At 68.5% G+C, this 22699-nt stretch carries 30 protein-coding genes; 27 read left to right on the top strand and 3 right to left on the bottom strand.

Annotated features, from left to right (window positions below):
• Position 1 precedes the first annotated feature (1 nt).
• The 10 genes from ACZ6K0_RS04905 to ACZ6K0_RS04860 all read left to right on the top strand — a co-directional run bounded on the left by ACZ6K0_RS04905 (position 2) and on the right by ACZ6K0_RS04860 (position 10914).
• Complete coding sequence (locus tag ACZ6K0_RS04905; protein ID WP_469575132.1) at positions 2–3985, top strand: phage tail protein; 3984 nt, start codon at positions 2–4, stop codon at positions 3983–3985.
• Positions 3986–4831, top strand: a complete 846-nt coding sequence (locus ACZ6K0_RS04900; protein WP_469575129.1) for a phage distal tail protein — start codon at positions 3986–3988, stop codon at positions 4829–4831.
• A 28-nt stretch (positions 4832–4859) separates the two neighbouring features.
• Positions 4860–6044 carry a siphovirus ReqiPepy6 Gp37-like family protein gene (locus tag ACZ6K0_RS04895; protein WP_469575127.1) on the top strand — a complete coding sequence of 395 codons (1185 nt, stop codon included), beginning with the start codon at positions 4860–4862 and terminating at the stop codon, positions 6042–6044.
• Complete coding sequence (locus ACZ6K0_RS04890; protein ID WP_469575125.1) at positions 6044–6346, top strand: hypothetical protein; 303 nt, start codon at positions 6044–6046, stop codon at positions 6344–6346. Before ACZ6K0_RS04895 ends, ACZ6K0_RS04890 begins: the two co-directional genes overlap by 1 nt.
• Entirely contained in the window at positions 6346–7971 is a 1626-nt protein-coding gene (locus ACZ6K0_RS04885; RefSeq protein ID WP_469575124.1) for a hypothetical protein, read from the top strand. Before ACZ6K0_RS04890 ends, ACZ6K0_RS04885 begins: the two co-directional genes overlap by 1 nt.
• 16 nt (positions 7972–7987) lie before the next feature.
• Entirely contained in the window at positions 7988–8218 is a 231-nt protein-coding gene (locus tag ACZ6K0_RS04880; RefSeq protein WP_469575122.1) for a hypothetical protein, read from the top strand.
• Between the two features lie 16 nt (positions 8219–8234).
• Positions 8235–9491, top strand: a complete 1257-nt coding sequence (locus ACZ6K0_RS04875; protein WP_469575119.1) for a tail fiber domain-containing protein — start codon at positions 8235–8237, stop codon at positions 9489–9491.
• On the top strand, positions 9481–9831 hold the full coding sequence (locus ACZ6K0_RS04870) for a DUF2746 domain-containing protein (protein ID WP_469575117.1): 351 nt from the start codon (positions 9481–9483) through the stop codon (positions 9829–9831). The genes ACZ6K0_RS04875 and ACZ6K0_RS04870 overlap by 11 nt, the downstream gene beginning before the upstream one ends.
• Positions 9832–9904: 73 nt before the next feature.
• Entirely contained in the window at positions 9905–10690 is a 786-nt protein-coding gene (locus ACZ6K0_RS04865; RefSeq protein WP_469575114.1) for a C40 family peptidase, read from the top strand.
• Positions 10687–10914 carry a DUF7439 family protein gene (locus tag ACZ6K0_RS04860; protein WP_469575111.1) on the top strand — a complete coding sequence of 76 codons (228 nt, stop codon included), beginning with the start codon at positions 10687–10689 and terminating at the stop codon, positions 10912–10914. Before ACZ6K0_RS04865 ends, ACZ6K0_RS04860 begins: the two co-directional genes overlap by 4 nt.
• A 48-nt stretch (positions 10915–10962) precedes the next feature.
• On the opposite strand, the gene ACZ6K0_RS04855 is transcribed toward ACZ6K0_RS04860, so the two are convergent.
• The 3 genes from ACZ6K0_RS04855 to ACZ6K0_RS04845 all read right to left on the bottom strand — a co-directional run bounded on the left by ACZ6K0_RS04855 (position 10963) and on the right by ACZ6K0_RS04845 (position 12999).
• Positions 10963–11316 carry a hypothetical protein gene (locus ACZ6K0_RS04855; protein WP_469575109.1) on the bottom strand — a complete coding sequence of 118 codons (354 nt, stop codon included), beginning with the start codon at positions 11314–11316 and terminating at the stop codon, positions 10963–10965.
• A gap of 124 nt (positions 11317–11440) precedes the next feature.
• A complete protein-coding gene (locus tag ACZ6K0_RS04850) occupies positions 11441–12115 on the bottom strand; it encodes a hypothetical protein (RefSeq protein ID WP_469575107.1) in 675 nt (224 codons plus the stop codon).
• A gap of 44 nt (positions 12116–12159) precedes the next feature.
• Positions 12160–12999: a hypothetical protein gene (locus ACZ6K0_RS04845; protein WP_469575104.1), complete on the bottom strand. Its 840-nt coding sequence runs from the start codon at positions 12997–12999 to the stop codon at positions 12160–12162.
• A 219-nt stretch (positions 13000–13218) separates the two neighbouring features.
• Between ACZ6K0_RS04845 and ACZ6K0_RS04840 the strand changes: the two genes are divergently transcribed.
• From ACZ6K0_RS04840 to ACZ6K0_RS04760, 17 genes are all read left to right on the top strand, one after another.
• Positions 13219–13719 carry a hypothetical protein gene (locus ACZ6K0_RS04840; protein ID WP_469575101.1) on the top strand — a complete coding sequence of 167 codons (501 nt, stop codon included), beginning with the start codon at positions 13219–13221 and terminating at the stop codon, positions 13717–13719.
• 221 nt (positions 13720–13940) lie between these two features.
• The gene (locus ACZ6K0_RS04835) at positions 13941–14216 is read left to right on the top strand and encodes a hypothetical protein (protein ID WP_469575099.1); all 276 of its coding nucleotides are present in this window, start codon (positions 13941–13943) and stop codon (positions 14214–14216) included.
• Positions 14204–15139: a hypothetical protein gene (locus ACZ6K0_RS04830; RefSeq protein WP_469575097.1), complete on the top strand. Its 936-nt coding sequence runs from the start codon at positions 14204–14206 to the stop codon at positions 15137–15139. The genes ACZ6K0_RS04835 and ACZ6K0_RS04830 overlap by 13 nt, the downstream gene beginning before the upstream one ends.
• Positions 15140–15356: 217 nt before the next feature.
• A complete protein-coding gene (locus tag ACZ6K0_RS04825) occupies positions 15357–15656 on the top strand; it encodes a hypothetical protein (RefSeq protein WP_469575095.1) in 300 nt (99 codons plus the stop codon).
• The gene (locus tag ACZ6K0_RS04820; protein WP_469575092.1) at positions 15653–15790 is read left to right on the top strand and encodes a hypothetical protein; all 138 of its coding nucleotides are present in this window, start codon (positions 15653–15655) and stop codon (positions 15788–15790) included. The genes ACZ6K0_RS04825 and ACZ6K0_RS04820 overlap by 4 nt, the downstream gene beginning before the upstream one ends.
• 23 nt (positions 15791–15813) lie before the next feature.
• Positions 15814–16251 (top strand): hypothetical protein, encoded by a 438-nt coding sequence (locus ACZ6K0_RS04815; RefSeq protein WP_469575089.1) that lies wholly within the window; start codon positions 15814–15816, stop codon positions 16249–16251.
• Between the two features lie 63 nt (positions 16252–16314).
• Positions 16315–17181, top strand: a complete 867-nt coding sequence (locus ACZ6K0_RS04810) for an AAA family ATPase (RefSeq protein ID WP_469575087.1) — start codon at positions 16315–16317, stop codon at positions 17179–17181.
• 58 nt (positions 17182–17239) lie between these two features.
• Positions 17240–17614: a hypothetical protein gene (locus ACZ6K0_RS04805; protein ID WP_469575084.1), complete on the top strand. Its 375-nt coding sequence runs from the start codon at positions 17240–17242 to the stop codon at positions 17612–17614.
• Between the two features lie 139 nt (positions 17615–17753).
• Complete coding sequence (locus tag ACZ6K0_RS04800) at positions 17754–17891, top strand: hypothetical protein (protein WP_469575082.1); 138 nt, start codon at positions 17754–17756, stop codon at positions 17889–17891.
• The gene (locus ACZ6K0_RS04795; protein ID WP_469575079.1) at positions 17876–18325 is read left to right on the top strand and encodes a CHC2 zinc finger domain-containing protein; all 450 of its coding nucleotides are present in this window, start codon (positions 17876–17878) and stop codon (positions 18323–18325) included. The genes ACZ6K0_RS04800 and ACZ6K0_RS04795 overlap by 16 nt, the downstream gene beginning before the upstream one ends.
• A gap of 34 nt (positions 18326–18359) precedes the next feature.
• Positions 18360–18827 carry a toprim domain-containing protein gene (locus tag ACZ6K0_RS04790; protein WP_469575076.1) on the top strand — a complete coding sequence of 156 codons (468 nt, stop codon included), beginning with the start codon at positions 18360–18362 and terminating at the stop codon, positions 18825–18827.
• Entirely contained in the window at positions 18824–19159 is a 336-nt protein-coding gene (locus ACZ6K0_RS04785; protein WP_469575074.1) for a hypothetical protein, read from the top strand. Before ACZ6K0_RS04790 ends, ACZ6K0_RS04785 begins: the two co-directional genes overlap by 4 nt.
• A complete protein-coding gene (locus ACZ6K0_RS04780) occupies positions 19156–19359 on the top strand; it encodes a hypothetical protein (RefSeq protein ID WP_469575072.1) in 204 nt (67 codons plus the stop codon). The genes ACZ6K0_RS04785 and ACZ6K0_RS04780 overlap by 4 nt, the downstream gene beginning before the upstream one ends.
• A gap of 7 nt (positions 19360–19366) precedes the next feature.
• Positions 19367–20560: a hypothetical protein gene (locus ACZ6K0_RS04775; protein WP_469575069.1), complete on the top strand. Its 1194-nt coding sequence runs from the start codon at positions 19367–19369 to the stop codon at positions 20558–20560.
• On the top strand, positions 20557–20877 hold the full coding sequence (locus tag ACZ6K0_RS04770; RefSeq protein ID WP_469575067.1) for a hypothetical protein: 321 nt from the start codon (positions 20557–20559) through the stop codon (positions 20875–20877). Before ACZ6K0_RS04775 ends, ACZ6K0_RS04770 begins: the two co-directional genes overlap by 4 nt.
• Positions 20874–21257 (top strand): RNA polymerase sigma factor sigma-70 region 4 domain-containing protein, encoded by a 384-nt coding sequence (locus tag ACZ6K0_RS04765; protein WP_469575065.1) that lies wholly within the window; start codon positions 20874–20876, stop codon positions 21255–21257. The genes ACZ6K0_RS04770 and ACZ6K0_RS04765 overlap by 4 nt, the downstream gene beginning before the upstream one ends.
• A gap of 138 nt (positions 21258–21395) precedes the next feature.
• Positions 21396–22640, top strand: coding sequence for a helix-turn-helix domain-containing protein (locus ACZ6K0_RS04760; RefSeq protein WP_469575063.1), 1245 nt, complete (start codon positions 21396–21398; stop codon positions 22638–22640).
• The last annotated feature ends 59 nt before the right edge of the window (positions 22641–22699 follow it).

The raw sequence follows: 22699 nt of genomic DNA, 5'->3' as shown, positions 1-22699 counted from the left end.
CTTGTCAGCGGGCCAGATCATCGGCCGCGTCGCCGTCAAGGTGTCCCCCGACACCCGCGACTTCAAGCGGGATGCCGAGAAGCAGCTCGACCGCATCGAGCAGCAGCTCGAAAAGCTCAAGGTGTCGACGCGGATCGACATGAGCGGCGCGAGCCGGGAGTTCCTCGAAGAGCTGCGGAAGATCAACAAGCGGAACAAGCAGAGCGACGCTCGCAAGATCCGCTTCTACACGACGATCTCCACCGACGGCATGGCGACGGCCGTCCGCAACGCGGCCCGCGAGCTTCAGCAGCGGGCGAACCGCGAGCGCGTCTCGTTCAAGGTCGACAACCTCAAGGCGGCCGGCAAGGTCGAGCTGGAACTCGACCAGCAGTCCGCCGACCGAGTCAAGCGCAAGCTCAAGGACTGGGCTGACGACATCAGCCCGCTGAAGGTCAAGGTCGAACCCGACTTCGCGCACGGCTCCGGCCTCGCGATCTCAACCCGCCTTCAGGTCCTCACCCGGCCGCGCACGGTCCCGATCATCCCGGACCTGGACAACGGGGCCGTCGCCAAGGTCGGTGCGGCCCTGGCTGCGCTGTCCGGCGCCCGCGTGTTGAACTCGATGTTCGAGAAGCTCGGCCGCACGCTGCGGAACCTCGACAAGAGCGTTCCGATCATCGGGTCCCTGAGCCTGGCCGTCGCCGGTCTCGCAGGCTGGGGCCTCACCGCGGCCTCCAACCTCGCCGCGCTGTCGGCAAGCCTGGCGCAGATCGGCTACACCGGCCTGCTCCTGCCCGGCCTCTTCGGCGGGATGGCCGTCGGCCTCGGCGTCACCATCGCGGCCTTCCGCGACTTCAACAAGGTTCTCCCCGAGGTCAAGGGGGCCCTTTCGGGCCTCCAGGACACGATCTCGGAGAACTTCTGGGCCAAGGCTGCCGAGCCCATCCGCACGGTCGTCGACGACCTGCTGCCGCGCTTCCGCGACGGCGTCTCTCAGACCGCGACCGAGCTGGGCGGCTTCTTCGGGAGCTTCGCAACCAACCTGGGGACTTCGCTTTCCCCGGCGCTCGACCAGATGTTCTCGGACCTGTCCGAGTCCATCGCGAACGCCTCGGCCGGCACGGACACCTTCGCGTCGATCATCGCGACGCTGGGCAAGGTCGGCACCAGCTACCTCCCCTCGCTGGCCAACTGGTTCGTCCAGATCAGCGAGCGCTTCGACAACTTCCTCAAGCGCAAGGGCGAGGACGGACTCAAGCAGGAGATCGACGAGGGTATCGGAGCCCTTCAGGATCTCGGCTCCGTCCTTCAGCACACGGGCGGCATCCTCGCCGGTATCGCCCGCGCGGCAGAGGCCGCAGGTGGCTCCTCGCTCGGGATGCTGGCCGGCACCCTTGAGCGGATTCACACCACGGTCGACTCTCCTGGTTTTCAGCAGGGGTTGACCAACGTCTTCGCGGCGGCGCACGCCGCGATGCAGCAGATCGCGACCGTCTCCGGTCCGGCGGTCGAGCAGTTCTTCACGACCTTCGGTCACCTGCTCACGGCGATCCTGCCGCAGGTCGGCGCGACCATCGGCCAGGCCCTCGCGGCGGTCGCTGGCGCGCTGGCTCAGCCTGCGGTCTTCAGTGGCGTCGTCGCCATGTTCAACGGCATCCAGAATGCCGTTGGCGCGCTCGCCCCCGCCATGGCCCCGCTGGGCCAGGCGTTCGGCGCCCTGATGGAGGTCGTCGGCGCCTTCGCGACGATGCTCGGCCCGCTCGTCGCCGCCGCGCTCGTCCCCCTGGCCAACGCCTTCACCGCCCTGGCCCCGGCGGTCATCCCGATCATCGCCCTGCTGGGCGGAGCCCTCACGGAGGCGATCGGGCAAGTCGCGCCGATCTTCGCCCAGCTCGTCCCGGTCGTCGGGGCAGCGCTCGGCACCGCGTTCTCGGCGCTCAGCACGATCCTGCCGCCCATCGCGGAGCTGTTCACGACGATCCTGGCGGCGGTCGCACCGCTCGCCGCGTCGCTGATCGAGGGCCTGGCCCCGATCCTGCCGCTCCTCGCGACGGCCTTCTCGGCGATCATCACGGCCGTCACTCCGGTCGTGGAGCTGCTGACGCAGCTCTTCGCGGCGGTCATCACGCCGCTGATCCCGCTCTTCGAGTACATCGTCGCCGCGTGCCTGCCGCCGCTGGTCGACGCGTTCAACCGCGTCTCGGAGGCCCTTCAGCCCTTCCTCCAGGCGCTGATCCAGGTCGTCAACTTCATCATGCCGGTCCTGGTACCGGCGTTGCAGTTCGTCGCTGACTTCATCATCGGCGCGCTGGCGATGGCGCTCGACGGCATCGTGGACGTCATCACCGGCGTCCTCGACGTGATCATGGGCGTCTGGGAAGTCTTCGCAGGCGTTTTCACGGGCGACTGGTCCCGCGCCTGGAACGGTGTCAAGCAGATCTTCTCCGGGATCTGGGACATCATCGTCGGCGCCTTCAAGATCATCATCAACATCGGGATCTTCGGAGTCCTGAAGAAGGGGATGGCGCTCGTCAAGGGCGTCTGGGAGTTCGGCTGGTCCGGAATCCGCACATTCTTCACGGGCATCTGGAACGCGATCCGCGGTGGGCTCGGCGTCGCGTGGACGGCCATCAAGGGCTACATCGACGACGGACTTCGCAGTGTCCGCTCCACCTGGTCCTCGGGCTGGAACGCGGTCAAGCAGTTCTTCATCGACGCCTGGAACGCGATCAAGACCAAGGCGGTCGAGGGAGCCAAGGCACTCTGGCAGGCCATCAAGGATGGCGTCGATCAGTCGATCAAGTTCGTCAAGGAGCTGCCCAGCAAGGCTAAGTCGGCCCTCTCCGACCTCGGCTCCACCCTGCTGAGCGCGGGCAAGGAACTGATCAAGGGCTTCATCAAGGGCATCACCTCGATGTTCGGCGGTGTCAAGGAGACCCTCGGCAACCTGACCGACAAGCTCACCTCGTGGAAGGGCCCGCCGAAGAAGGACGCGGTCCTTCTCTACGACGCGGGCAAGCTGATCATCAAGGGCCTGATCAAGGGCCTGGAGTCCGAGTACGACAACGTCAAGAAGTCGCTCACGGACCTCACGGCGAAGATCCCTTCCACCGCCTCGAAGGGCCTGAAGGACCGCGTCAACCGGGACCGCAGCGAGCTGCTGAAGCTCACCGCGCAGTGGGACGCGGGCGCCAAGCGCCTCGAAGCCGCGCGCGACAAGCTCGACAAGCTGCGCGACGAGGCTGCCGACTATGCCGGCCGGGTCGCTGACCGGATCATCGCCACGGGCGACGTGACGAAGGCGAAGGACTCCTCCTTCGGCGGGATCGTCACCGACCTCAAGGCGGCGGTCGATCAGGCGAAACGATTCGCCAAGGCGCTGGCGGTCCTGAAGTCGAAGGGCCTGAGCCAGACCGCTATCGACCAGATCGCGAGCGCGGGCCCCGAGGCCGGACTCGCTGCGGCCGAGTCGATCGCGGCGGCCGGCAAGGACGGCATCGACGAGATCAACCGCCTCCAGGCCGAGCTTGCCAAGTACGCGCAGCAGGCCGGGAAGACGGCGTCGGACGCGATGTACGCCAACGGCATCGCCGTGGCCGAAGGCATCGTCAAGGGCCTCGAAGCCAACCAGAAGGCGATCGAGCGGCAGATGCTCAAGATCGCCGACGCGATGGTGGCGGCGATCAAGAAGAGCCTCGGCATCCACAGCCCGAGCAGGGTGTTCGCCAAGCTCGGCGGCTACGTCGGCCAGGGCTTCGCCCAGGGCATCGAAGGCCAGGCGGACCGCGTGGCGAAGGCGGTCGACGCCATCACGGCGCGTCCCGGCTCCGCGGACTACGCCCACGCCGCGCGAGCGGCCACCGCCGCCATCACGGGCGGCATCTCCGCCGCCGGGGGCGGCACGACCAAGGTTCTCAACTACTACGCAGCGGCGGGCAGTTCGCTCAGCTCCCACGAGGAACTGTTCGCGGCGGCTCACCGTGCACGAATGGTGGGGTGGTGAGTGACTGCACTCCTACTGGAAACCGAGCGCGACGCGCTCGACCTCAACGAGGTGGCCAGCACTGGATACGGCTTCCAGGCCACGGTCGGAGCCACCGGGTTCGGTCTTCCGTCCGTCTCGGCGCAGTGGCTGGAGGGAGCCGGAGACGGCTCCCGCTTCCGGGGACAGCGGGTTCTGTCTCGCGATGTCGACCTGCCCCTGGACATCGTCGGCCGCAGCCGCCGACACCTGAGCAGCCTGATCTCGCGCCTGGCGCGCGCGGTCGCGCAGGAGTGCTCCCTCGTCCTGGTCGACGACGCGGGGGTGCGCTGGTCGACGCCCGTCTACCGGACCGGCGGCGGCGAGATCGACCTCGCAGGCACCAACGATGTCCAGACAACGATCTCGTTCCGCGCCCCCGACCCGTACTTCACGGCGAGCACCGTCTCGTCACAGCGGGTCGGGGGCGACGTGGGCACTACGCCGTTCCTGTCGAGCATCGTCTCCCTCCCCCTCGCGGCGTCGCAGGCCATCGGCGAGATCCAGCTCGACAACACAGGCGACGTGCCGGCCTACCCGGTGTGGGAGGTCTACGGCCCCGGCCGTGACCTGACGGTCGTCTCCCCGACCGGCGAGACGCTGCGCTGGACCGGCTCCCTGTCGAGCACCGAGAAGCTCACCGTCGACACCCGCACGGGCACCGTAAGGGACGGCAAGGGCGCGAACAGGTACGCGCTCCTCGACACCGCGCCGCGCTTTTGGACGGTCCCGCCCGGCGTGTCCACAGCTGCCGTCCGTCTCCTCGACACCACTGCGGCCTCCCGCGTCGTCTGCTCCTGGCGCCCGCGCCGCTGGATGGTGATCTGACCTGAAGCTCACGGACCTCACGGTTGAGGTGCGCGACCGCACCCTCACCCGCATCGGCCTGATTCGCCCCGAGGATCTCTCCCTCGACGTCGAGGACACGTTCAACAACGTCGGCACGTTCAAGCTGACGCTCCCCTCCGAGCACCCGCTCGCCGACACCCTGCGCCTGCCCGGCTCGGGGCTCATCATCACCGGCCCCGGCGACGTTCTGATGTCGGGGCCGGTCACCTCTTCCGAGTACGCGGCCAGCCCCGAGGACCGCTTCGGCTCCATCGTCTTCGAGGGCGTCTCGGACTCGGTGATCCTCCTCGACATGCTCGCCTGGCCCGAGCCGTCCAACCCCGACGTCACCACCCAGAAGACCGGCCACGACGAGCGCAGCGGCCCCGCGGAATCGCTCATGCACGCGTACGTCAACGCCAACTGCGGCCCCGCCGCCCCAGCGGCCCGACGTCGGGCAGGGCTGGTCATGGGCCCGAACGGCGCGCGCGGCCCAGTCGTGTCCAAGAGCGCACGCTTCCCGACCCTGGGGGAGCTGCTCACCGGAATCGCGACCGTCGCCGACCTCGCCTTCCGGATCGTGCAGCGCGGCAAGCAGCTCGTCTTCGAGACGACCCAGGTGGCCGACCGAACCCGCGAGGTCCGGCTCGACGTGCTGGCCGGCACCCTCGCCGGTCAACGTGTCGCGGTCTCCACCCCCGGCGCAACCCGCGTCATCGTGGCAGGCCAGGGCGAGCAGGCCGACCGCACGTTCGTCCCCGTCGACAATGCCGCCTCAGTGGAGGCCGAAGGGGACTGGGGCCGCCGCATCGAGCGGTTCGTCGACCAGCGCAACACCGACGACAAGGCCGAGCTGAAGCAGGCAGGCGACGAGCTGCTGGCCGACGAGGGCTTCACCAGAACCGCCGTCCAAGCCGTGCCGGTGGCCGACAGCGCCATGGAGTTCGGCAAGGACTGGGGGCTCGGAGACCGCGTCTGCGTCATCGCGGGCGGCCAGGAACTCACCGCCCCCGTAACCGGCCTGGTCCTCAAGGCGGGCGATCAGGGATTCCAGGTCGGCGCCCTGTTCGGCGACCCGACCGGCTTCAACCCGCGCGCAGCATCCACCCGGCACGCGCAGAGCACCGAGCGCCGCGTCTCCGCGCTGGAGCGCACCGCCGAAGGCGGCGCCGACCCTGCCGGCCAACTCCTCAGCCTCATGGGGGTCTTCTAGTGGCGAACACGCCCAAGGCGTTCTACCGGTCCGCCCTCCCGACCGGCATGACCACCGTCTACACCGTGCCGCCGTCCGGCGTCGCGATCATCACCAACATCGTCGCCACCAACCCGGCCGCCAGCGCCGCCAGCATCACCGTCCGCCTCGGCGGCGTCCCCCTGCTGTCCAACGTCGGCCTCGCCCCCGGCGGCGTCCTCTCCCTCGACGTCCGCCAGGTGCTCGCGGAAGGCGACAAGATCGACGTGCAGGGCAACGCCGCGCAGGCACTCGTGCACATCAGCGGCGTGGAGGTGGCCTGATGGGGCTCACCGTATGGCCCGCGCCGGAAGACAAGGGCGTCGTCGGCCCGACCGGCGCCACCGGACCCGCCGGGCCCGCCGGAAGCACCGGGCCAGCAGGCCCCGCCGGACCGCGCGGAGACACCGGAGCCACAGGCAGCGCGGGCAGCGCCGTCTTCACCGGCCAGGCCGCCCCCGAGACCGGACTCGGCCGGGACGGCGACTTCTACATACAGGCCACGTCGACCACGTTCCTCGGCGTCACCAGCGCCACCGTCACCTACTGGACGAAGTCCGCAGGCGCATGGACGAAGGCCACCGGGGACGTGCGGGGTGCCGCCTGGTACGTGAACACCGGCTCGACCTCCAGCACGGACACCCGGCCCGGCGACATGCTCCTGCGCGCGGACACCGGAGACCTCTGGCAGCGCTCCGCCACCGGGTGGGGCAGCGCCATCGGAAACCTGCGCGGACCGCAGGGCGCGACCGGCCCGCAGGGCCCCAAGGGAGACGCGGGCGGCGTCACGTCCGTCAACGGCAAGGCCGGTCCGGCGCTCACCCTCACCGCGGCCGACCTCGACGCCGTACCGGCCACCGGCCCGGCCGTCATCAGCCTGCCATCCGGGTCGTCCGAGATGCCGTTGGTCGTCAAGGCGGCCGACAAGACGACCAACCTGATGGAAGTCCGGGCGACGGGTAGCCTCCGGTTCCCCACCGGCAACGTGTACGTAGACAAGTCCCTGCGCATCGGCGATGCCTACGCCGATACCGGCGGGGGCGTCGGCGTCCTGGCGCTCAAGGACGCGGCCACCGTGCCGACCACGAGCACCACCACCTCGACCGGCGTCATCGCCTACTCCGAGGGCGGCGTGTTCAAGATCCGCCAAGGCGACGGGTCGGTCATCACACCGGGCAGCGCGCCGACAGGAACGGTGACCTCCGTCAACGGCAAGGACGGCCCCGCCGTCACCCTGACGGCCGCTGACGTCGCCGCCCTCGCCTCCAGCACCCGGGGCGCGGTGAACGGTGTCGCCTCCCTCGACTCCTCCGGCCGCGTGCCGGCCGCCCAGGTTCCCGACCTTCTACCTGATGAGTGGGGGCCGGAGGACCACGGGTTGGCGGCCTGGGCGTTCGACCCGGCACTGGCCAACAGCACCGGCCTGTTCCCTGGATCTGGCCCCATCCGCGTCACCGCCGTCCGACTGCGGCAGTCCACCCAGGTCAGCAAGATCGTGTGGCACGCCACCGGCTATGCGGGCGGCTTGACCTCCGGGTCCTGGGCGGCGATCTACAACGCCTCCGGAACGCGCGTCGGAGCGACCGGGGACCTGTCCACGGCAACGTACGAGCCCGCCGAGGTCCACACGGGCGGCGGGGCGGCCATCAGCTCGCCCCTCACCTCTGCCGCCACGCTGGCCCCCGGCATCTATTACGTCGCCTGGCGAATGACGTACAACACCACGGCTGGCGACGGGCCGATGCTCCTGGCCAGCGAGTCGTCGGCCGGGGCGCCGCCCAACTTCTTCGGGCTCAACACGACGCGCCGCTTCGGCTACTACGCCTCGGGCGGCACCACCGCCCCCGCCTCAATCACTGTCTCGTCCATGCTCAACGGCGCCAACCGCTTCTGGGTCGCCGTGGCGTGACGGAGGAAGGACCCCCGTGAAGCCCATCTCCGCCACCATCCCGGTGCACCCCGTCGGCGAAGTACAGAAGGTCTTCGGCACCGTCGAGGTGACGATCAGCGAACCCCACGCCTCCTACCCCGACCTGACGTCCGCCGAGCGGGAGGCGATTCTGCGCGCTGCGGTCACGGCAGTCCGCGGCGCCCTGCCGGTCGACCTGGAGTCCGCGCTCCCGCTCCTGCGCGCCGCCGAAGACCAGTCCCTCTGAAAGGAGACCGCCCCTCGTGGCGATCACGTCTTACCCCTTCGACGGCCAGACGGTCACCGAGTCCCAGTTCTCCCAGCTCTTCCGCGAGGCCGCAGACAGCGGCGTCGCCGCCTCCAGCACCGCCAACTCCTTCAGCGTCAGCGCGGACGGCGCCACGATGACCGTCAAGGTCCAGCCTGGCTTCGCCATCCTGCGCGGGCACGCCGTGCTCTCCACGGCCGTCGAGACGCTCACAATCGCAGCGGCCGGCACGTCGGCGCGGTCCGACCGCATCGTCCTGCGCCTGGACCCCGCCGCGAACAGCATCGTCCTGGCCGTCCTCCAAGGGACTGCGGGCGGAGCCATCCCGACCCCGTCCCAGACGGACACTGGCGTCTACGAACTCCCGCTCGCCACCGTCACGGTGGGTGCCAACGTCACCGCCATCACCACGGCGGCCGTGGACAAGGAGCGCGCGTTCGTCGGCAACACCGTGGGGGCGTGGGTGAACCGGACCCGTCCGACCGCGCCACGCTTCGGCAAGCTGGGGCTGAACTACGACACGGATACGTGGGAGTTCTGGGACGGCGCTGCCTGGGTGCCGCTGGTTGCATCGGTCTCCTGGTCAAGCCTGACCGGCAAGCCGAGCGCCTTCCCTCCGTCGTCCCACACTCACGCGTGGGACGACCTCACCGGCCGCCCTTCGTCGCTGCCCCCGACGGCGCACAAGCACGCCTGGAGTGACGTCACCGGGACACCGTCCACGTATCCGCCCGCGACGCACTCGCACTCCTGGTCGTCGGTCACCTCGAAGCCGACCACGTTCCCACCGTCGAGCCACTCGCACTCCGGATACCTGGAGGCCGGGGACACGATCTCCTGGGCCAACGGGTCGAAGAAGCCCCACTCCAACTCGGCTTCGGGCTCCGGGACCTGGTACGCGGTGTGGGTCGAGGGCGACGGGACGTTCTGCCGCAACACGTCCTCGATCCGCTACAAGGAAAACGTCCGGGACATCGAGATCCGTCCCGACGACGTTCTCGCATTGCGTCCCCGGGTCTACGACCGCAAGCCCACCGAGGAGAAGCCGGACGCTCGGCGGGACGAATTCGGCTTGATCGCCGAAGAGGTCGCGAAGACGCTGCCCGAGATCGTCACGTACGACGAGGACGGCCGTATCGACGCCCTGCGCTACGACTTGCTGGGCGTGGCCCTGCTCCCTGTCGTTCAAGACCAGGCAGCCCGTATCGCGCGGCTGGAGGCCCGCGTCGAGGAGCTGGCCCGTGCCTCTTGAGCCATCCGTTCAGGTCGCCTTCGTCTCGGCTGGCGGGGCCGTCACCGTGGCCCTGGTCGGCGTCCTCGTGGAGCTGGTCCGCCGCCAGGGGACAGCCCTGGCCGAGGTCCGCGCACACGCGCAGGAGGCCCGAGACCAGGTCTCCAACGACCACTCCACCAACCTGCGCGATGACGTCGACCGGGTCATTTCGGGACTCGACCGCGTCCTGGAGGGACAGGCCGCCCACAGCCGGGACATCCGGGACCTGCGGGCCGATCTGTCTCACGAGCGCATCGAGCGGCTCGCCGTGGCCGAGCGTCTCGACGCGCACCTGACGAGTTCTGTCCCCACCCCTTAAGTCCCAACCACCAAGACCCAGGCCCCGCCCATTCGGACGGGGCCTTTCGCATGCCCCAAAGGAGTCCCACCCCTTGAGTGACGTCCAGACCATCATCAAGATCGCAAAGAGCGAAGTCGGCTACCACGAGGGCAAGTCCGGTGGCCACTGGAACAACTCGCAGAAGTACAGCCCGGCCGTCCCCGGCCTGGAGTGGAGCCAGAATCAGGCGTGGTGCGCGACCTTCGTGTCCTGGTGCGCGCTGAAGGCCGGACTCGCCGACCTCTACCCGCGCACTGCGTCCTGCGCGACCGGCGTGTCCTGGTTCAAGCAGCGCGGCCGGTGGAGCGCCTACCCGGCGATCGGCGCCCAGGTCTTCTTCGGCCAGGGCGGTGGCACCCACACCGGCCTCGTCTACGACTACGACGACCGGTTCGTCTACACCGTCGAGGGCAACACCAACGCCGACGGGAGCGCCGAGGGCGATGGCGTCTACCTGAAGAAGCGCGAGCGCCGCAGCTCCTACGTGTACGGGTACGGGTACCCGCGCTTCGCCGCCGGGATCGTCTCTGCCGACCCGGCCTACAAGGGCAAGAACGACGAGCCGTCCAAGCCCGCCTCGACCATCGTGGCCCTGTCGGCGGCCGTGAAGCCCGGCGGCCGGCACGCCCAGGTCCGCGAGCTTCAGCAGCTCCTCATCAAGGCGGGCTTCGGCCCGATCAAGGGCGCGGTCACCGACCTCTACGGCCCGGAGACCCAGCGGGCGGTCGCCCGCTTCCACGACGCCAATCCGCGGTACCGCTCCGTCGGCGTCGCCCATGACCCGAAGATCGGCCCGAGCGGCTTCGTCGCCCTTCAGAAGCTGGCGGGCCGCCGATGAGCAAGCTGAAGACCCCCGGTTTCAAGCCGATCAGTCTGGTCGCCCTGCTCCCCGTCCGCTACCGCTCGCGCGTCGGCGCGGTCCTCGCCGCTTTGGGTGTGATCGTCAGCATCGCGTCCATCGTCTACGCCGACAGCCCGGAGGTGGCCGTGATCGTGCAGATACTCACCGCGCTCGGCGTCGTCGCGCCAAGCGAGGACAGCTCCGAGGAGGAGCCGCAGTAGTACCAGGCCCCCGCCGACTTCCGTGGTCGGCGGGGGCCTCTTTGCGTTTCAGGACGTCTCGCCCGCCGCCTTCGCCTTCTCGGCCTCGATCTCCGCCAGTGTCATCGTCCGGGCGCCCAGGGTCTTCTTGGCGGTCGCCTTCTTGGCGGTCGTCTTCTTCACTGCCTTCTTGGCTGCGGCCTTCCTGGCGGGGGGAGTCGCCACCGCCTTGGCCGCTGAGGCCCTGGCGTTTCGACGTCCAGCCGGAGCCGCAGGCTGCTCGGGCTCGGGGGCCGTCTCCGTTTCCGGCTGCTCGGCCGGCAGGCCGAACGCGGCGAGCACGGGTGCGGCGTCCTCGTCGCACAGGTCGCGCCGTCTCGGCTCGGACTCCCCGACGGCCAGGAGGTACTTCTTTGCGGGCACGTCCCGCCTCTTGCATACGTCACAGACAAGCACGGTGACCTGTACTTCCACTTCTTGTGTCTCCTCGCCGTACGGGACATCGACTTCGGGATTGTCCCGTACGGCGAGGGGTGGGCGGTTTGACTCAGCCGGTCGACGCCTCGTTGAGGCGCTGGAGGTATCGCGAACCCTGGCGGCGGTCGCGGCCCATGGCCTTGGCCAGGGCGGGGCCCGTGACCTTCTTGCCCTCGGCCTTGATCGTCCGAGCGGCATTCTTCAGGTCCTCGATCGAGGGACCGGGGCGGCCAGGGCTGCGGCGCTGGCGGGCCTCGGCGACCTCGTCGATCGGCAGCTCCCCGTCGAGGGTGGGCTGTATCGGCTCTTGGCCCTCGGCCTGGTCGGCCTGCTGCACGGCCTCGGGGGCGGGGCGGGCGGCTCGAATGATCATGTGGGCCACGTGGCCGACGACGATCGAGGGTACGGCGGACACGGCGGCCGTCAGCGCCATCGACGAGCCCATGTACCCGGCGGAGATCCAGTGGGCGACGACCTGGCCGGACAGGGTCATCGCCAGTGCCAGGACAGCACCGACGATCGCGGTTCCGCGGCCCTTCTCCCCCTTGCGTCGGGTCTCGACGAACCACACGGCGAAGGCCGTGTAGACGGACATGCAGACGGGCATGCCGGCCGCTACCCACTCGCCCCACCCGGCGGTGCGGGCGAGCTGGTACTCGCCGGGGGCGGACATGGCCAGGGCGACGATGAGGACGACGGCGCCCACGACGTACGCGTACCAGGGCAGGCGGTTGTGCTGGGGCATAGCTGTGCCTTTCAAGGTGGTGCGAGGAGGAGTCGAGGGGGCCGTCAGGCGGCGCGCATCGCGGCGCGGGCGGCGTGCCAGGCGGCATTGGGGCCGCCGATGTCGGGCACGGCCGCGACCCGAGCAAGGGTTTCCTCGGCGCAGTGACGGCAGGTGCCGGATTCCTGTCCGGCGGGCAGGAGTCGTCCGCAATCGGCGTCGCAGTCCGCGTACGTCTCCCACTGACGGCGGGGTGCGGGCAGCTTGCGCCCCAGGCGGTCAGCGATCAGCTTCGCCGCGGAGTAGACGCGCGGCGGCAGACCCTGAGTCAGGGCGTCGGTGATCTCCGCGACCGTCGCGCCACGGTGGAGCCACTGCGCGGCGAGCGGGATCAAGGCGGCGGCCTGCTTGGCGGACAGAGCCAGGCGGCTGTCGACGGACGCGAGGCGGTCGAGAACCCGCGCGGCGGCACGTTCCAGCTCGCCAGCGCCCTCCCCCGCGATGCCGGGCTCGGCTGCGGCGGAAGGGGAGGAGGGAGGGGTCTTGGTCTCGTTCTTAGAACCGAGATCCTTAACGACCGAAGGGAGCGTTCCCGTCGGGCGAGGGGTCGCCGCACCGGTTCCCGGCAGGACGGGAAGCGGAGTGAAGGTGTCCTGGGGGGTGTCGAAGACGTAGACGGCAGTCCGCATGTGCCCCCGGGCGTCCCGGTAGGTGTGGCGGAAGTAGTAGCGCGCCTCGATCAGCTCATCCACGGCGGCCCGGATGCCATCGCGTCCGATGACGGGGTTCTTGTCGGCGAGCTTGCGCACGTCCTCGTCGGCCCCGTCAGGCAGGCTGAGCAGGTAGCCGAGGATTCCTCGGGCCGTGAAGGAAAGGCTCCTGTTGCGGAGCACGTCGTTGCCCACGATCGTGAAATTGGCACGCCGCGGAGTACGCTGAATACGCACTTGGAGGTCCACTCTCCTCGTGTACGCCGAGAGTGTTCGAGCACCTCGGCAGTGGCCCTGGGGAAGCGTTCGAGCGCCAACCGGGGCCACATCGTTTTAGGGGCCGGTGTTCGAGCACCGACGATCTTGCAGCAGTCACAGTTTGACAGCTCAGTGAACCTTACGCAACCATGGCCAATGTCAGTGATCATCCCAAGGGATGACAGGTTGCGCGACGGGAGGAGGATTATGGGCGCCAAGAAGATCGTCGACGAGGACGAGGTCATTCAGTGGTTCTTCGAAGGGAAGACCTACGCGTGGATGATCGAGTACTACAGGAAGCACTACAACACCGAGACCACTAAGGCGATGTGGTCCACGTTCCGCCGTCGCAAGAAGCTGCCACGCCGGAACGTTCGAAACGCGGAGCTGATCCCCTGGAAGGTCAAGGAGGAGCACCGGTACGAGTACCCGGTGATGATGCTCCGGGCCGAGGGGCGCCGGAGGGCCGGCAAGAACCTGACCGAGACCGACGCCAAGCGCCTGACCTCCTGGAAGAAGGAGCTGCGCACCCAGGGGCTCGTTGTTCACTACGACCCGGACACGGCCGACGGGTGGTTCCTGCTCCCCCGCACCGAGGACGATGACGAGCTGATCCACCCGCCCGCCGTGGCCACCGGCCGGAAGGCTCAGGACTGAGTCATACTCGAACGCCTGTTCGTATCATTCCCCCGTCGGACTACCGACGGGGGCTTCTCGTTCTTCAGGCTGAGTTTGGAACCGCGCATTCCGCATTAGGTTTAGACCACCCCTAGGGGGCAGGTCAGGGGAGCTGCCCGGGGAGTGACGATGCAAGTTGACACAGGTTCACAGCCGACGTACAACTAGCTGAGTCACAGGTTCACAGAGAGACTTACCTGATGAGCGCAACTGTGTCCCGGGGGGACACCATGCGCGTCGCCAAGGGCGTCGCGCTCTACGTCAACGACGAGGCGTGGGACTACCACATGACCCTCGACCAGGACGTGAGACCCGCAGGGGTGCGCTCAGCCCTCGAAGCCATCCGGGCCCTGGGCCTGGAGCCGCTCGACGAGGACGAAGGTGAGCCGTTCTTCCTGGAAGACGGGCGCATCCGTATGGAGCTGGCCCGGTTCGAGTTCGACCCCGAGGAGGAGAGCAGCGAGTGCAGTTCGTAGACATCCCCAGAGCCGCGCCGGACGTCCCGCGTGACGGCTGGGACCGGCCCCTGGTCATCCCGAAGGAGGGCGGCAAGCCGAAGGCGCTGACCCGGACGACCACGTTCATTGACGCGATCGAGGACAAGACGGCCCTCGCTGCCTGGGGCAGGCGCATGACCCTGGTGGGCACGGCCCGGCGGCCGTCTCTGCTGGAGGCGGCGCGCGAGCTGGACCCCGACGACCCGGAGGACAAGCGGCGCCTGAATGCCCTGGCCGACCGCGCGGTGGACCTATCCGGCGCCCACGACAAACGTGAGCGGGGCACACACCTACACACCTTGTCCGAGTACGTCGACCGCGGAGAGCCCCTACCGCCCTCGGCCTCACCATCCGACGTGCGCGATATGGCCGCCTACATGGCCGAGACGACCGCCTTCGACGTGCGGGCGGTCGAGCAGTTCGTCGTGGTGCCCGAGCTGGGTACCGGCGGCACCTTCGATCGCCTGCTCTCCTACAGCGGCCCCGGACCGGACGGCGAGCACTTGGAGGGCCTGTTCATCGGCGACCTGAAGACAGGGTCCGTCGAGTACGGAGCCCTGAAGATGGCTTCCCAGCTCGCTGTCTACAGTCGGGGCGAGTTCTACGACTACGGTCTGCACCCCGTGGACGCCTCGGACAAGAAGGCCCTGGCCTCATGGAAGCGCACGGCCGTGCCGGCCGCCGAAGCGGCGAAGGCGTACCGGCCGCTGCCGGAGGTGTCTCAGCGCTGGGGCATCATCATCCACCTGCCCGCCGGGACCGGCGAGTGCACGCTGTACTGGGTGGACCTGGAGATCGGCTGGCGGGCCGCCGTGCTCGCGCGCGACATCCGGCAGATGCGGGGCGTACGCACCGCGATGCGACCGTGGGTGAGCCGGATCACGCAAGTGCTGGCCGCTTAACAGCACCCAAGGTGTTAACCTGTAACAACGAACCGAGAGGGACGGAGTGAGTCAGTCGAGCGAGAACACGATCAGCGTCACGATCAAGTACGGCAAAGGCTACGAGGACACGTGGGCCGTCTTCCGGGGGTCCCCTCCGGCCATCAGGGGACAGATTATCGACTATTTCGGCTTCGATAGTGAACCTGTAACGAGTCTCACCCTCAGCGAGCTGGTGGTGGAAGCGACCAGCATGGCCCACGGCGCGGGCAACATCGCCGGACTCCTCGGCGGCCGGATCATCCCCCAGGCCGCTGTGGACTCCGCACCGACGAGCGCGGGCGACCCGTGGGCCGAGGCGCAGAGCGACCGGCCGGCACAGAAGGACGACTCCAGCGGCTGGATTCTCGGCGAGATCGACAAGCAGACCTCGATCGCTGATCTCCAGCGGCTCTGGGCCGCCAACCAGACCTTCTTCTCCGACGAGGGCGTCATGGCCGCGTACAAGGCCAAGGGCCGCGCCCTGAAGGCAGCATGAGCCGCCCCGCCCTCGTCCTCACCGTCGCCGCAGCGCTGCTCGCGGCGTCCATCTGGAGCTGGATAGCCGCCCCCTACGGGGTGCCGCTCCACACCGAGGCGGGCCCGGCGCCCGCCCAGCACATCAACGAGTAACCGAACAGCAGGAGACAGACTTAGTGACTCTGACCTTCAAGGACATCCCCACCCAGGGCGGCGGCTGGTTCAAGCCGAAGGACGCCCAGGACGCCGTCGCCATCCTCATCGAGGTCAACAGCTTCGACCGCCAGCGGCCGACGCCGAACGGCCCGAAGGACTCGGTGCTCTGCGACATCGCGATCTTCAAGACCCGCGAGCAGCTCGACAGCGCGACCCCCGAGGTCAATATGGGCACCCGCGTGGAGCAGACCCTTCTCGCCCGTGATCTGGAGACGGTCGTCGGCAGCGCCACCATCGCCACCGTGACGCAGGTGCCCCCGAAGCGCCCCGGAGCCCATCCCGCGTGGGTGTGGCGCCCGGTGAACGACGCGACGGTCCGCCAGGCCGTCATCGACTACGCCACGAAGCGGGAGGCCGCGGTGAGCGCCGCCGTCGCCTCCGCGCCCGACTTCGACTGACGCACGCCGCACGGGGGCCGGTCAAGTTGGACCGGCCCCCTCGCCCCTGGAAGGAGAAGCGAATTGCTAACCCCTGCACGGTCGTTGGCCCTGCATGCCGAGTCCGGGAAGGAGCTGCCGAGGGTCGAGGCGTTCGAGGCTCTGTACGGCCTCGGCTGTCGGCCACGCCACGGCGAGGTCATCATGATCGCCGGACGTTCCGGCACTCAGAAAAGCGGCTTCGCCCTGTACTGGGCCGCGATGATGAACTTGCCGACGTTGTACTTCAGCGCGGACATGTCCGCCTTCACGGCGTCGTCACGGTTGGCCAGCATGGCGACCGGCGACAGCACGGAGATGGTCGAGGCCGGGATGGCCGCAGGCGGCCGGCATCGGCAGGAGTACCTCTCCGCCCTCGCCGGAAGCCGCATCACCTTCGCCTTCGGCAGCCCGATCACCTGGAAGGCCGTGGACGAGGAGTTGGAGGCGTTCATCGAGCTGTGGGACGCGTTTCCCCAGCTCATCGTCTTCGACAACCTCATGGATTTCGACTCCGCGGAATCGGACTACACCGAGCAGATGGCCGTGATGAGCGGGCTCACCGAGTTGGCCCGCGCGACGGGTGCGACGGTGATGGTCCTGCATCACGCCAGCGACAAGTCGTGGGAGGCGAAGTCCGATCCGTGGGCGCCGCCGTCCCGTGATCAGGTCAAGGGCGGGCTGAGCGAGAAGCCGGAACTTTCCCTCTCCGTGGCTCTGGACCCGACGAGCCTGGAGTACCGGGTGGCCGTGATCAAGCAAAGGATGGGCCCCTGCGACCCCACGGCGAAGCGGTACGCCTCGATGCGTTGCCATCCGGAGTCGACACGGTTCTCCCGGCTGGAGAGGCGAATACCGCTGGCCTCGGCCGTCCAGCCGTGGTCGCCAACGAAGGTGCTCGAAAACGCCTAACGTGTTAACCTGTAGCTACCCGCAGAGGCGGGTTTCTTTTAGGGGAGGATGTTAACCTGTGACTGAAATAGCGAACCGCAACCGTGCGAACCGGCGCAAGGGCGCCCAGTGGGAGACGGACCTGCGCGAGGGGCTGCGGGCAGCCGGGGAAGACGTCGAGAGCCTCCGCCTGGCCGGCATCGAGGACGAGGGAGACCTTGTCGTCCGAGAGTCCGACGGCCAATACCTCGTCATCGAGGCGAAGAACGCAAAGTTCACCCCCGGCCCTTTCCTCGACGAGGCGATGCGGGAGCGCGAAAACTTCGCCAAGCACCGCGGCCTGGACCTGGACGTCGTCGAGTCGGTCGTGGTGGTGAAGCGGCGCGGCAAGTCCTGGAGGAAGGCGTTCGTGCTGACCACGGTCGAGGAGTATTTCGACCTGGACCCCGAGTGATCACCCACGAGGAGAAGGCGGAACTCGTCAGACTCCAAGCTGAACTTGAGTCCTTCTTCGAAGAGTTCGCCGCCCCGGACGGGCTGGCCAGTCTCGGATTCGACCCGGGCGGCGGATTCTTCCGAGGGGAGCGAATAGCTTGATCGAGTTCGAGATTTGCGCCTTCGAAGCGTTCCTCGATTGCTTGGGCGACTACGAATTCGACGCCCAGGAGATCTTCGAGATCGAAGAGTTCTTCGAGGTCCCCATGGAAGACCTGGATTGGATGCTGACGTGAACTTCAGGCGAGTCGACCGAGGTCACGACGGGGACCGCGAGGAGAAACCTGCCCTCGAAGCGGTTTTCGGCCACTACGACGTCGACTACAACCCCGAGCGGGCCACGGGGATGGCCCCCTGCCCCTTCCATGAGGACAGGACGCCGAGCTTCTCCTACAACCTCGACCGACAGCTGTGGAAATGCCACTCCTGCCAGGCGAGCGGAGACAGCTACGAATTCATCATCCACTACGAGACGACCGTCAACGGGAACGAGATAGCTTTTGTCGGAGCCAAGTCCCTTGCAGCCTCTCTCGGCCTCGCAACGAGCGATGCTGGAGGAGGCGACGAGCACCTATCAGGCAGCACTTACGGCGGACGCCGCGCGGTACCTTCTCAATCGCGGGATCGGAAAGGCCGAGGCGGATACGTACCGGCTTGGCGTCGTAGGTGACGACGCCTTCCCCGGGCACGAGCGTTTTCGCGGGATGCTCGCGATTCCGTACCTGGCCCACGACGGCCACCCTCTTACCCTCCGGTTCCGCTGCCTCGAAGAGCACGATCACCGGGCCCACTTCCACGGCAAGTACAACTCGCTCAAGGACGACCCGCCCCGCATGTACGGCGTGGACTCGATCCACCAGGCCGCGGACACCATCGACGTCACCGAAGGCGAACTCGACCGGATCGTCCTGCGGAAGATCGGGCTGTACGCCACGGCGATCCCCGGCGCCGCGCTCTGGCTCCCACGCCATCGGCGCATGCTGGCGGGCTTCAACGTCGTACGCGTGTGGGGCGACCCTGACGACGCGGGCAGCGACTTCACCGCGAAGGTCTGCCGCGCCCTCCCCCGCTCCGCCAGGGCGATGCGCCTGCGGGTCGGCGATGTGACCGAGACCTACCTGCACGGAGGCGCTCAGACCCTCCTCGACATAGCCAAGGAGGGCCAGCCGTGACCCAGACCAAGACCCGTCGGCCGGCACCCGTCACCGCGATCCTGGCCGACGTCCGAGCCGCCCGGAAGCTGATCGACGACCGCCTCGTCCCCGTCGGCGGCGGCCGGCATCCACACAAGGGCCGCGATCACCACCAGCGCGAGGCGAACCGGTGGCGCTCCGTCGACATCAGCCGAGACCTGGACGGCGTACCCGGCTGGGACTCCACCCTGCTGGCCGGGCTCTTCGGCGCCCTGGCCGAGCGGGACCCTGCGCACGTACGCAGCGGACTCGTCCGCCTGGCTGCCCTCGCCGTGGCGGCCGTCGAGTCCCTCGACAAGGAGAGCGAGTGAGCGAAGCCCTGCCCGGCAACCCAGGCCCGACCCTCCAGCGCATCTACGACGAGCTGGAGCCCGCAGAGCGGGAATCGGTGGCGATCCGCCTGCTGGACGGCTCATCGGCCGAGCGGCTCGCGCTGGTCCTGCGCAAGCACGGGCATCGCGTGTCCGCCTCCACCATCCGCACCTACCGACGATCCCTCACGGAGGTTTAGTTAACCTGTGACTGACACGCTGCTGGCCGACCTTCTGACCACCCCCACCCCACCCGCGATATCCGCCCGCCAGGCCGACCCCGACCGCGACTACACCCGACGGATCGAGGTCTCCGGAGACTCCGCCGAGGTCACGGTGCGCGGCCCGGCCGAGATGGACCCCGACTCATCGGCGGCCGACGTCCTGCGCGCTCACCGCCTTGATCCCGGCGACTGGGAGGTCTCCGGCTTCCGGTCGAGCGAGTGGACCATGCCGAACGGCGAGCCCGGCGTGAGCGCCCGCTTCTCCTTCACCCGCAGGAAGCACGCGCCGCCCCATCGTCTCGATGTCGACGAGTTGCTGGCCGTCTTCGACCAGCACACTCCCTCCGTCCGCACCGCTGTGGACACCGAGGGCGAGTGGACGTTCGTGGTCGCGCTCGGGGACATGCAGTTCGGCAAGGTTGACGGCGACGGCCCCGAGGGCACCCTCCGCCGGGCGATGGACTGCATCGACAAGGCCGCGGACCTCCTGTCCGAGTACCGGCTGCGCTTCACCATCGACCACGTCCACCTCTGCTGGCTCGGTGACCATATCGAGGGTTTCGTCAGCCAGAACGGCGCGAACACTTGGCGCACCGGCCTGACCCTGACCGAGCAGATCCGCCTCACCCGGCGCCTGATGGCGCACGCCGTCCTGAAGCTCGCCCCGTACGCCTCCCGCCTGACCGTCGTTGCCGTCCCAGGGAACCACGGTGAGGCCGTCCGCCCCAACGGGCGCGGCGTCACGCGGTACGACGACTCCCACGACACGGACGCCCTGATCTCGGTCGCGGAGGCCCTGTCCCTGGCTGGTGAGGACTACGAGCACGTCGAGGTCTTCGTGCCGGACAACGACGAGCTGACCGTGGTGGTCGAGTGCTCCGGGACGGTCATCGCCCACGCCCACGGACATCAGTGGAGGCCGGGCAAGCACTTCGAGTGGTGGAAGGGGCAGTCCTTCGACAAGACCTCCGCCATGCACCAGGCCGATGTCCTGCTGGCCGGTCATCTCCATCATGAGTTCGTCGACACCGACGGGCCCCGGACTTTCATCCAGGTACCGGCCCTGGAGTCCGAGAGCACATGGTGGCGGCACCGTACCGGCACCCGTGGCGCCCCGGGCCTGATGGTCATGGTCACCAAGGACGGAGCGGTCCCGGTCAAGGAGGTGGTCCGGTGACCGAATCCGCGGACTGGTCCGTCATCACCCGCGAGACCGAGGGGATTGCCGGCCGAGCTGCCCGCCGGGTCGCGGACGGATATGGGACCCGGCTCACGATGGAGTACGACGACGCGTTCCAGGAGGCGCTTCTCCTCCTGGCGACGAAGGCGGACATGGTGCGCGGCTGCCTCGCCGACCCGGGGCTGGGACCCGGCGTCCTGCACCACCGGCTCGTCCTGGACCTCACCGACCAGATCAAGACCCAGGCCCGACACCGTGCACGCCACGTCTCCTACGAGGCCGCCCGCGCAGACTCGGACGGGGAGCGAGTGTGAGCGGGTACGAGCGGCGCCTCGTCGAACACCTCCTCCCGGCCGTGTGGGACGCGGCAGCCGCATACGGCATCCGCAATCCCACGGCACCGGACGCGGACATGCCCAGGGGCACCACGGACCCCAGGACGGCCGGCACGCTCTTCGCCCACCTCGCCGACATCCGGCAGGCGTGGGACGCCTGCGACCTCTCCCGAGGCGAACGTCGGGCCCTGTTCCTGCGGTACGCCTTGGACTGGCCGGACGAGCTGATTGCTGCTCGCGACTCCATCACGGACCGCGCCGTTCGGTACCGGATCGAACGCGGCGTCGGGAAGCTCGCTGCCCATCTCAACGGCCAGCCTTACGTCGACGGATACGACACCCTCGTCGGCGCTAGCTGACCGCCTATCCGGATTCGAACACAGAAGCCAAGTTCCCAGCCCTCCACAACGGCTGGGGGCTTGGCTGCCCGTACACCCCTCCCATCCGGGTACCGTTCAAATACAGGCGCGTGTTCTTGAACGGACTTGGAGTCGGGAATGCCCCAATGGAGTGACTACAGCAACGGCGAGCGGATCAAGATCCTGCGCGGCAAGGGGATGTCGCAAGAGCAGCTCGCGAACAAGACGGGCCTGGCCCTCCCTACGATCCGGGCCGCCGAGCAGAACCGTCGCCTTTCCCTCCCGACACTGCTCAAGATCGCCAATGCGCTCAGCGTCGACACCAGCGTCATCCTCGGCCAGCAGGCCCCTCGGCGCTCCATGGGACACGACGACCGAGCGACCCTGCGCCACATCTCGTCCAGCGTCCACGACACGGCGGCGGGTTTCCTCCCCGCGGACTGCGACCCAGTGCTGGTCGACGAGCTGTCGCGCGCGACGGACAGGGCCTGGACTCTCTACTGGGCCGGTAACTACCGCGAGCTTGGCGCCATCCTGGGGCCGCTGCTTCGCGATGCGGCGATCACCGCGCGGACTCTCGACGGAGACGCCGCCCACCCGGTCCTCGGGTACCTCTCGGACGGCTACCAGATCGCTGCATGTGTGGCCAACCTCTTCGGCGCACGGGACTTGGCCTACTCCTCGATCGGGCACGCACGCAATGCCGCGCTGGCGGCGGGTGATCCACTGCGCACCGCCCGGGTCGACTCCGCCCGGTCCTGGGTCTACCTCCGTGACGGACGGCTTCAGCGCTCGATGGAGGTCGCGGCCGTCGCCGCCGACGAGATCGAGCCCCGCTACTCGGACCAGAGCCCGGAGCGACTCACCGTCTACGGCAACCTGCTGAACCACTGCGCCGTCACAGCCGCACGCCTGGAGGACACCGACCGCACTGGCGACTACCTCTCTCGCCTGCATGCAGTGGGAGCCCGCCTCGGACGCGAACGCGACTTCCACGGCGCCCGGTTCGGCCCGCACACCGCGACGACCCAGGCGGTCGGCATCAACGTCACCATCGGCAAGCCGGGGAAGGCTCTCAAGCTGATCGAGTCGGTGAAGCCCGTCCACCTGGAGGGCCTGGCCGATGCGGCCCGCAACCGGTATCAGCTCGACGTGGCGATGGCTCAGGCGGACGCGAAGCTCTACGACAAGGCACTCGACACGCTGGAGGGCGTGCTCCACGACGCGCCGCAATGGTCCCGACACCAAGCTCTGCCCGGCGTGATCGTCCAGAAGATCGGTAGCGCCTCTACGTCCCGTCTTCGCCGAGTCTCCGAACTCATCGGCGTGCCGGCCGTCGCCGCCGACGGATACGCGCCCGCGACCCTCAAGACGGCTCTGTAGACTGGCATATGCCTGCACCGAACTCGGCGTAGTGATACGCCACGTAGCACTTTTCTTCA

It is taken from the genome of Streptomyces sp. NPDC042346 (assembly GCF_055581845.1).
The sequence above is the reverse complement of the archived record's forward strand: the minus strand, read 5'-3'. Positions and strand labels throughout refer to the sequence as shown.

Bases quoted from the DNA above. Each gene is read 5' to 3' on its own strand.
- ACZ6K0_RS04885 (WP_469575124.1), top strand. From the start codon at position 6,346: ATGGGGCTCACCGTATGGCCCGCGCCGGAAGACAAGGGCGTCGTCGGC.
- ACZ6K0_RS04860 (WP_469575111.1), top strand. From the start codon at position 10,687: ATGAGCAAGCTGAAGACCCCCGGTTTCAAGCCGATCAGTCTGGTCGCC.
- ACZ6K0_RS04850 (WP_469575107.1), bottom strand. From the start codon at position 12,115: ATGCCCCAGCACAACCGCCTGCCCTGGTACGCGTACGTCGTGGGCGCC.
- ACZ6K0_RS04840 (WP_469575101.1), top strand. From the start codon at position 13,219: ATGTCAGTGATCATCCCAAGGGATGACAGGTTGCGCGACGGGAGGAGG.
- ACZ6K0_RS04835 (WP_469575099.1), top strand. From the start codon at position 13,941: ATGAGCGCAACTGTGTCCCGGGGGGACACCATGCGCGTCGCCAAGGGC.
- ACZ6K0_RS04820 (WP_469575092.1), top strand. From the start codon at position 15,653: ATGAGCCGCCCCGCCCTCGTCCTCACCGTCGCCGCAGCGCTGCTCGCG.
- ACZ6K0_RS04790 (WP_469575076.1), top strand. From the start codon at position 18,360: ATGCTCGCGATTCCGTACCTGGCCCACGACGGCCACCCTCTTACCCTC.
- ACZ6K0_RS04760 (WP_469575063.1), top strand. From the start codon at position 21,396: ATGCCCCAATGGAGTGACTACAGCAACGGCGAGCGGATCAAGATCCTG.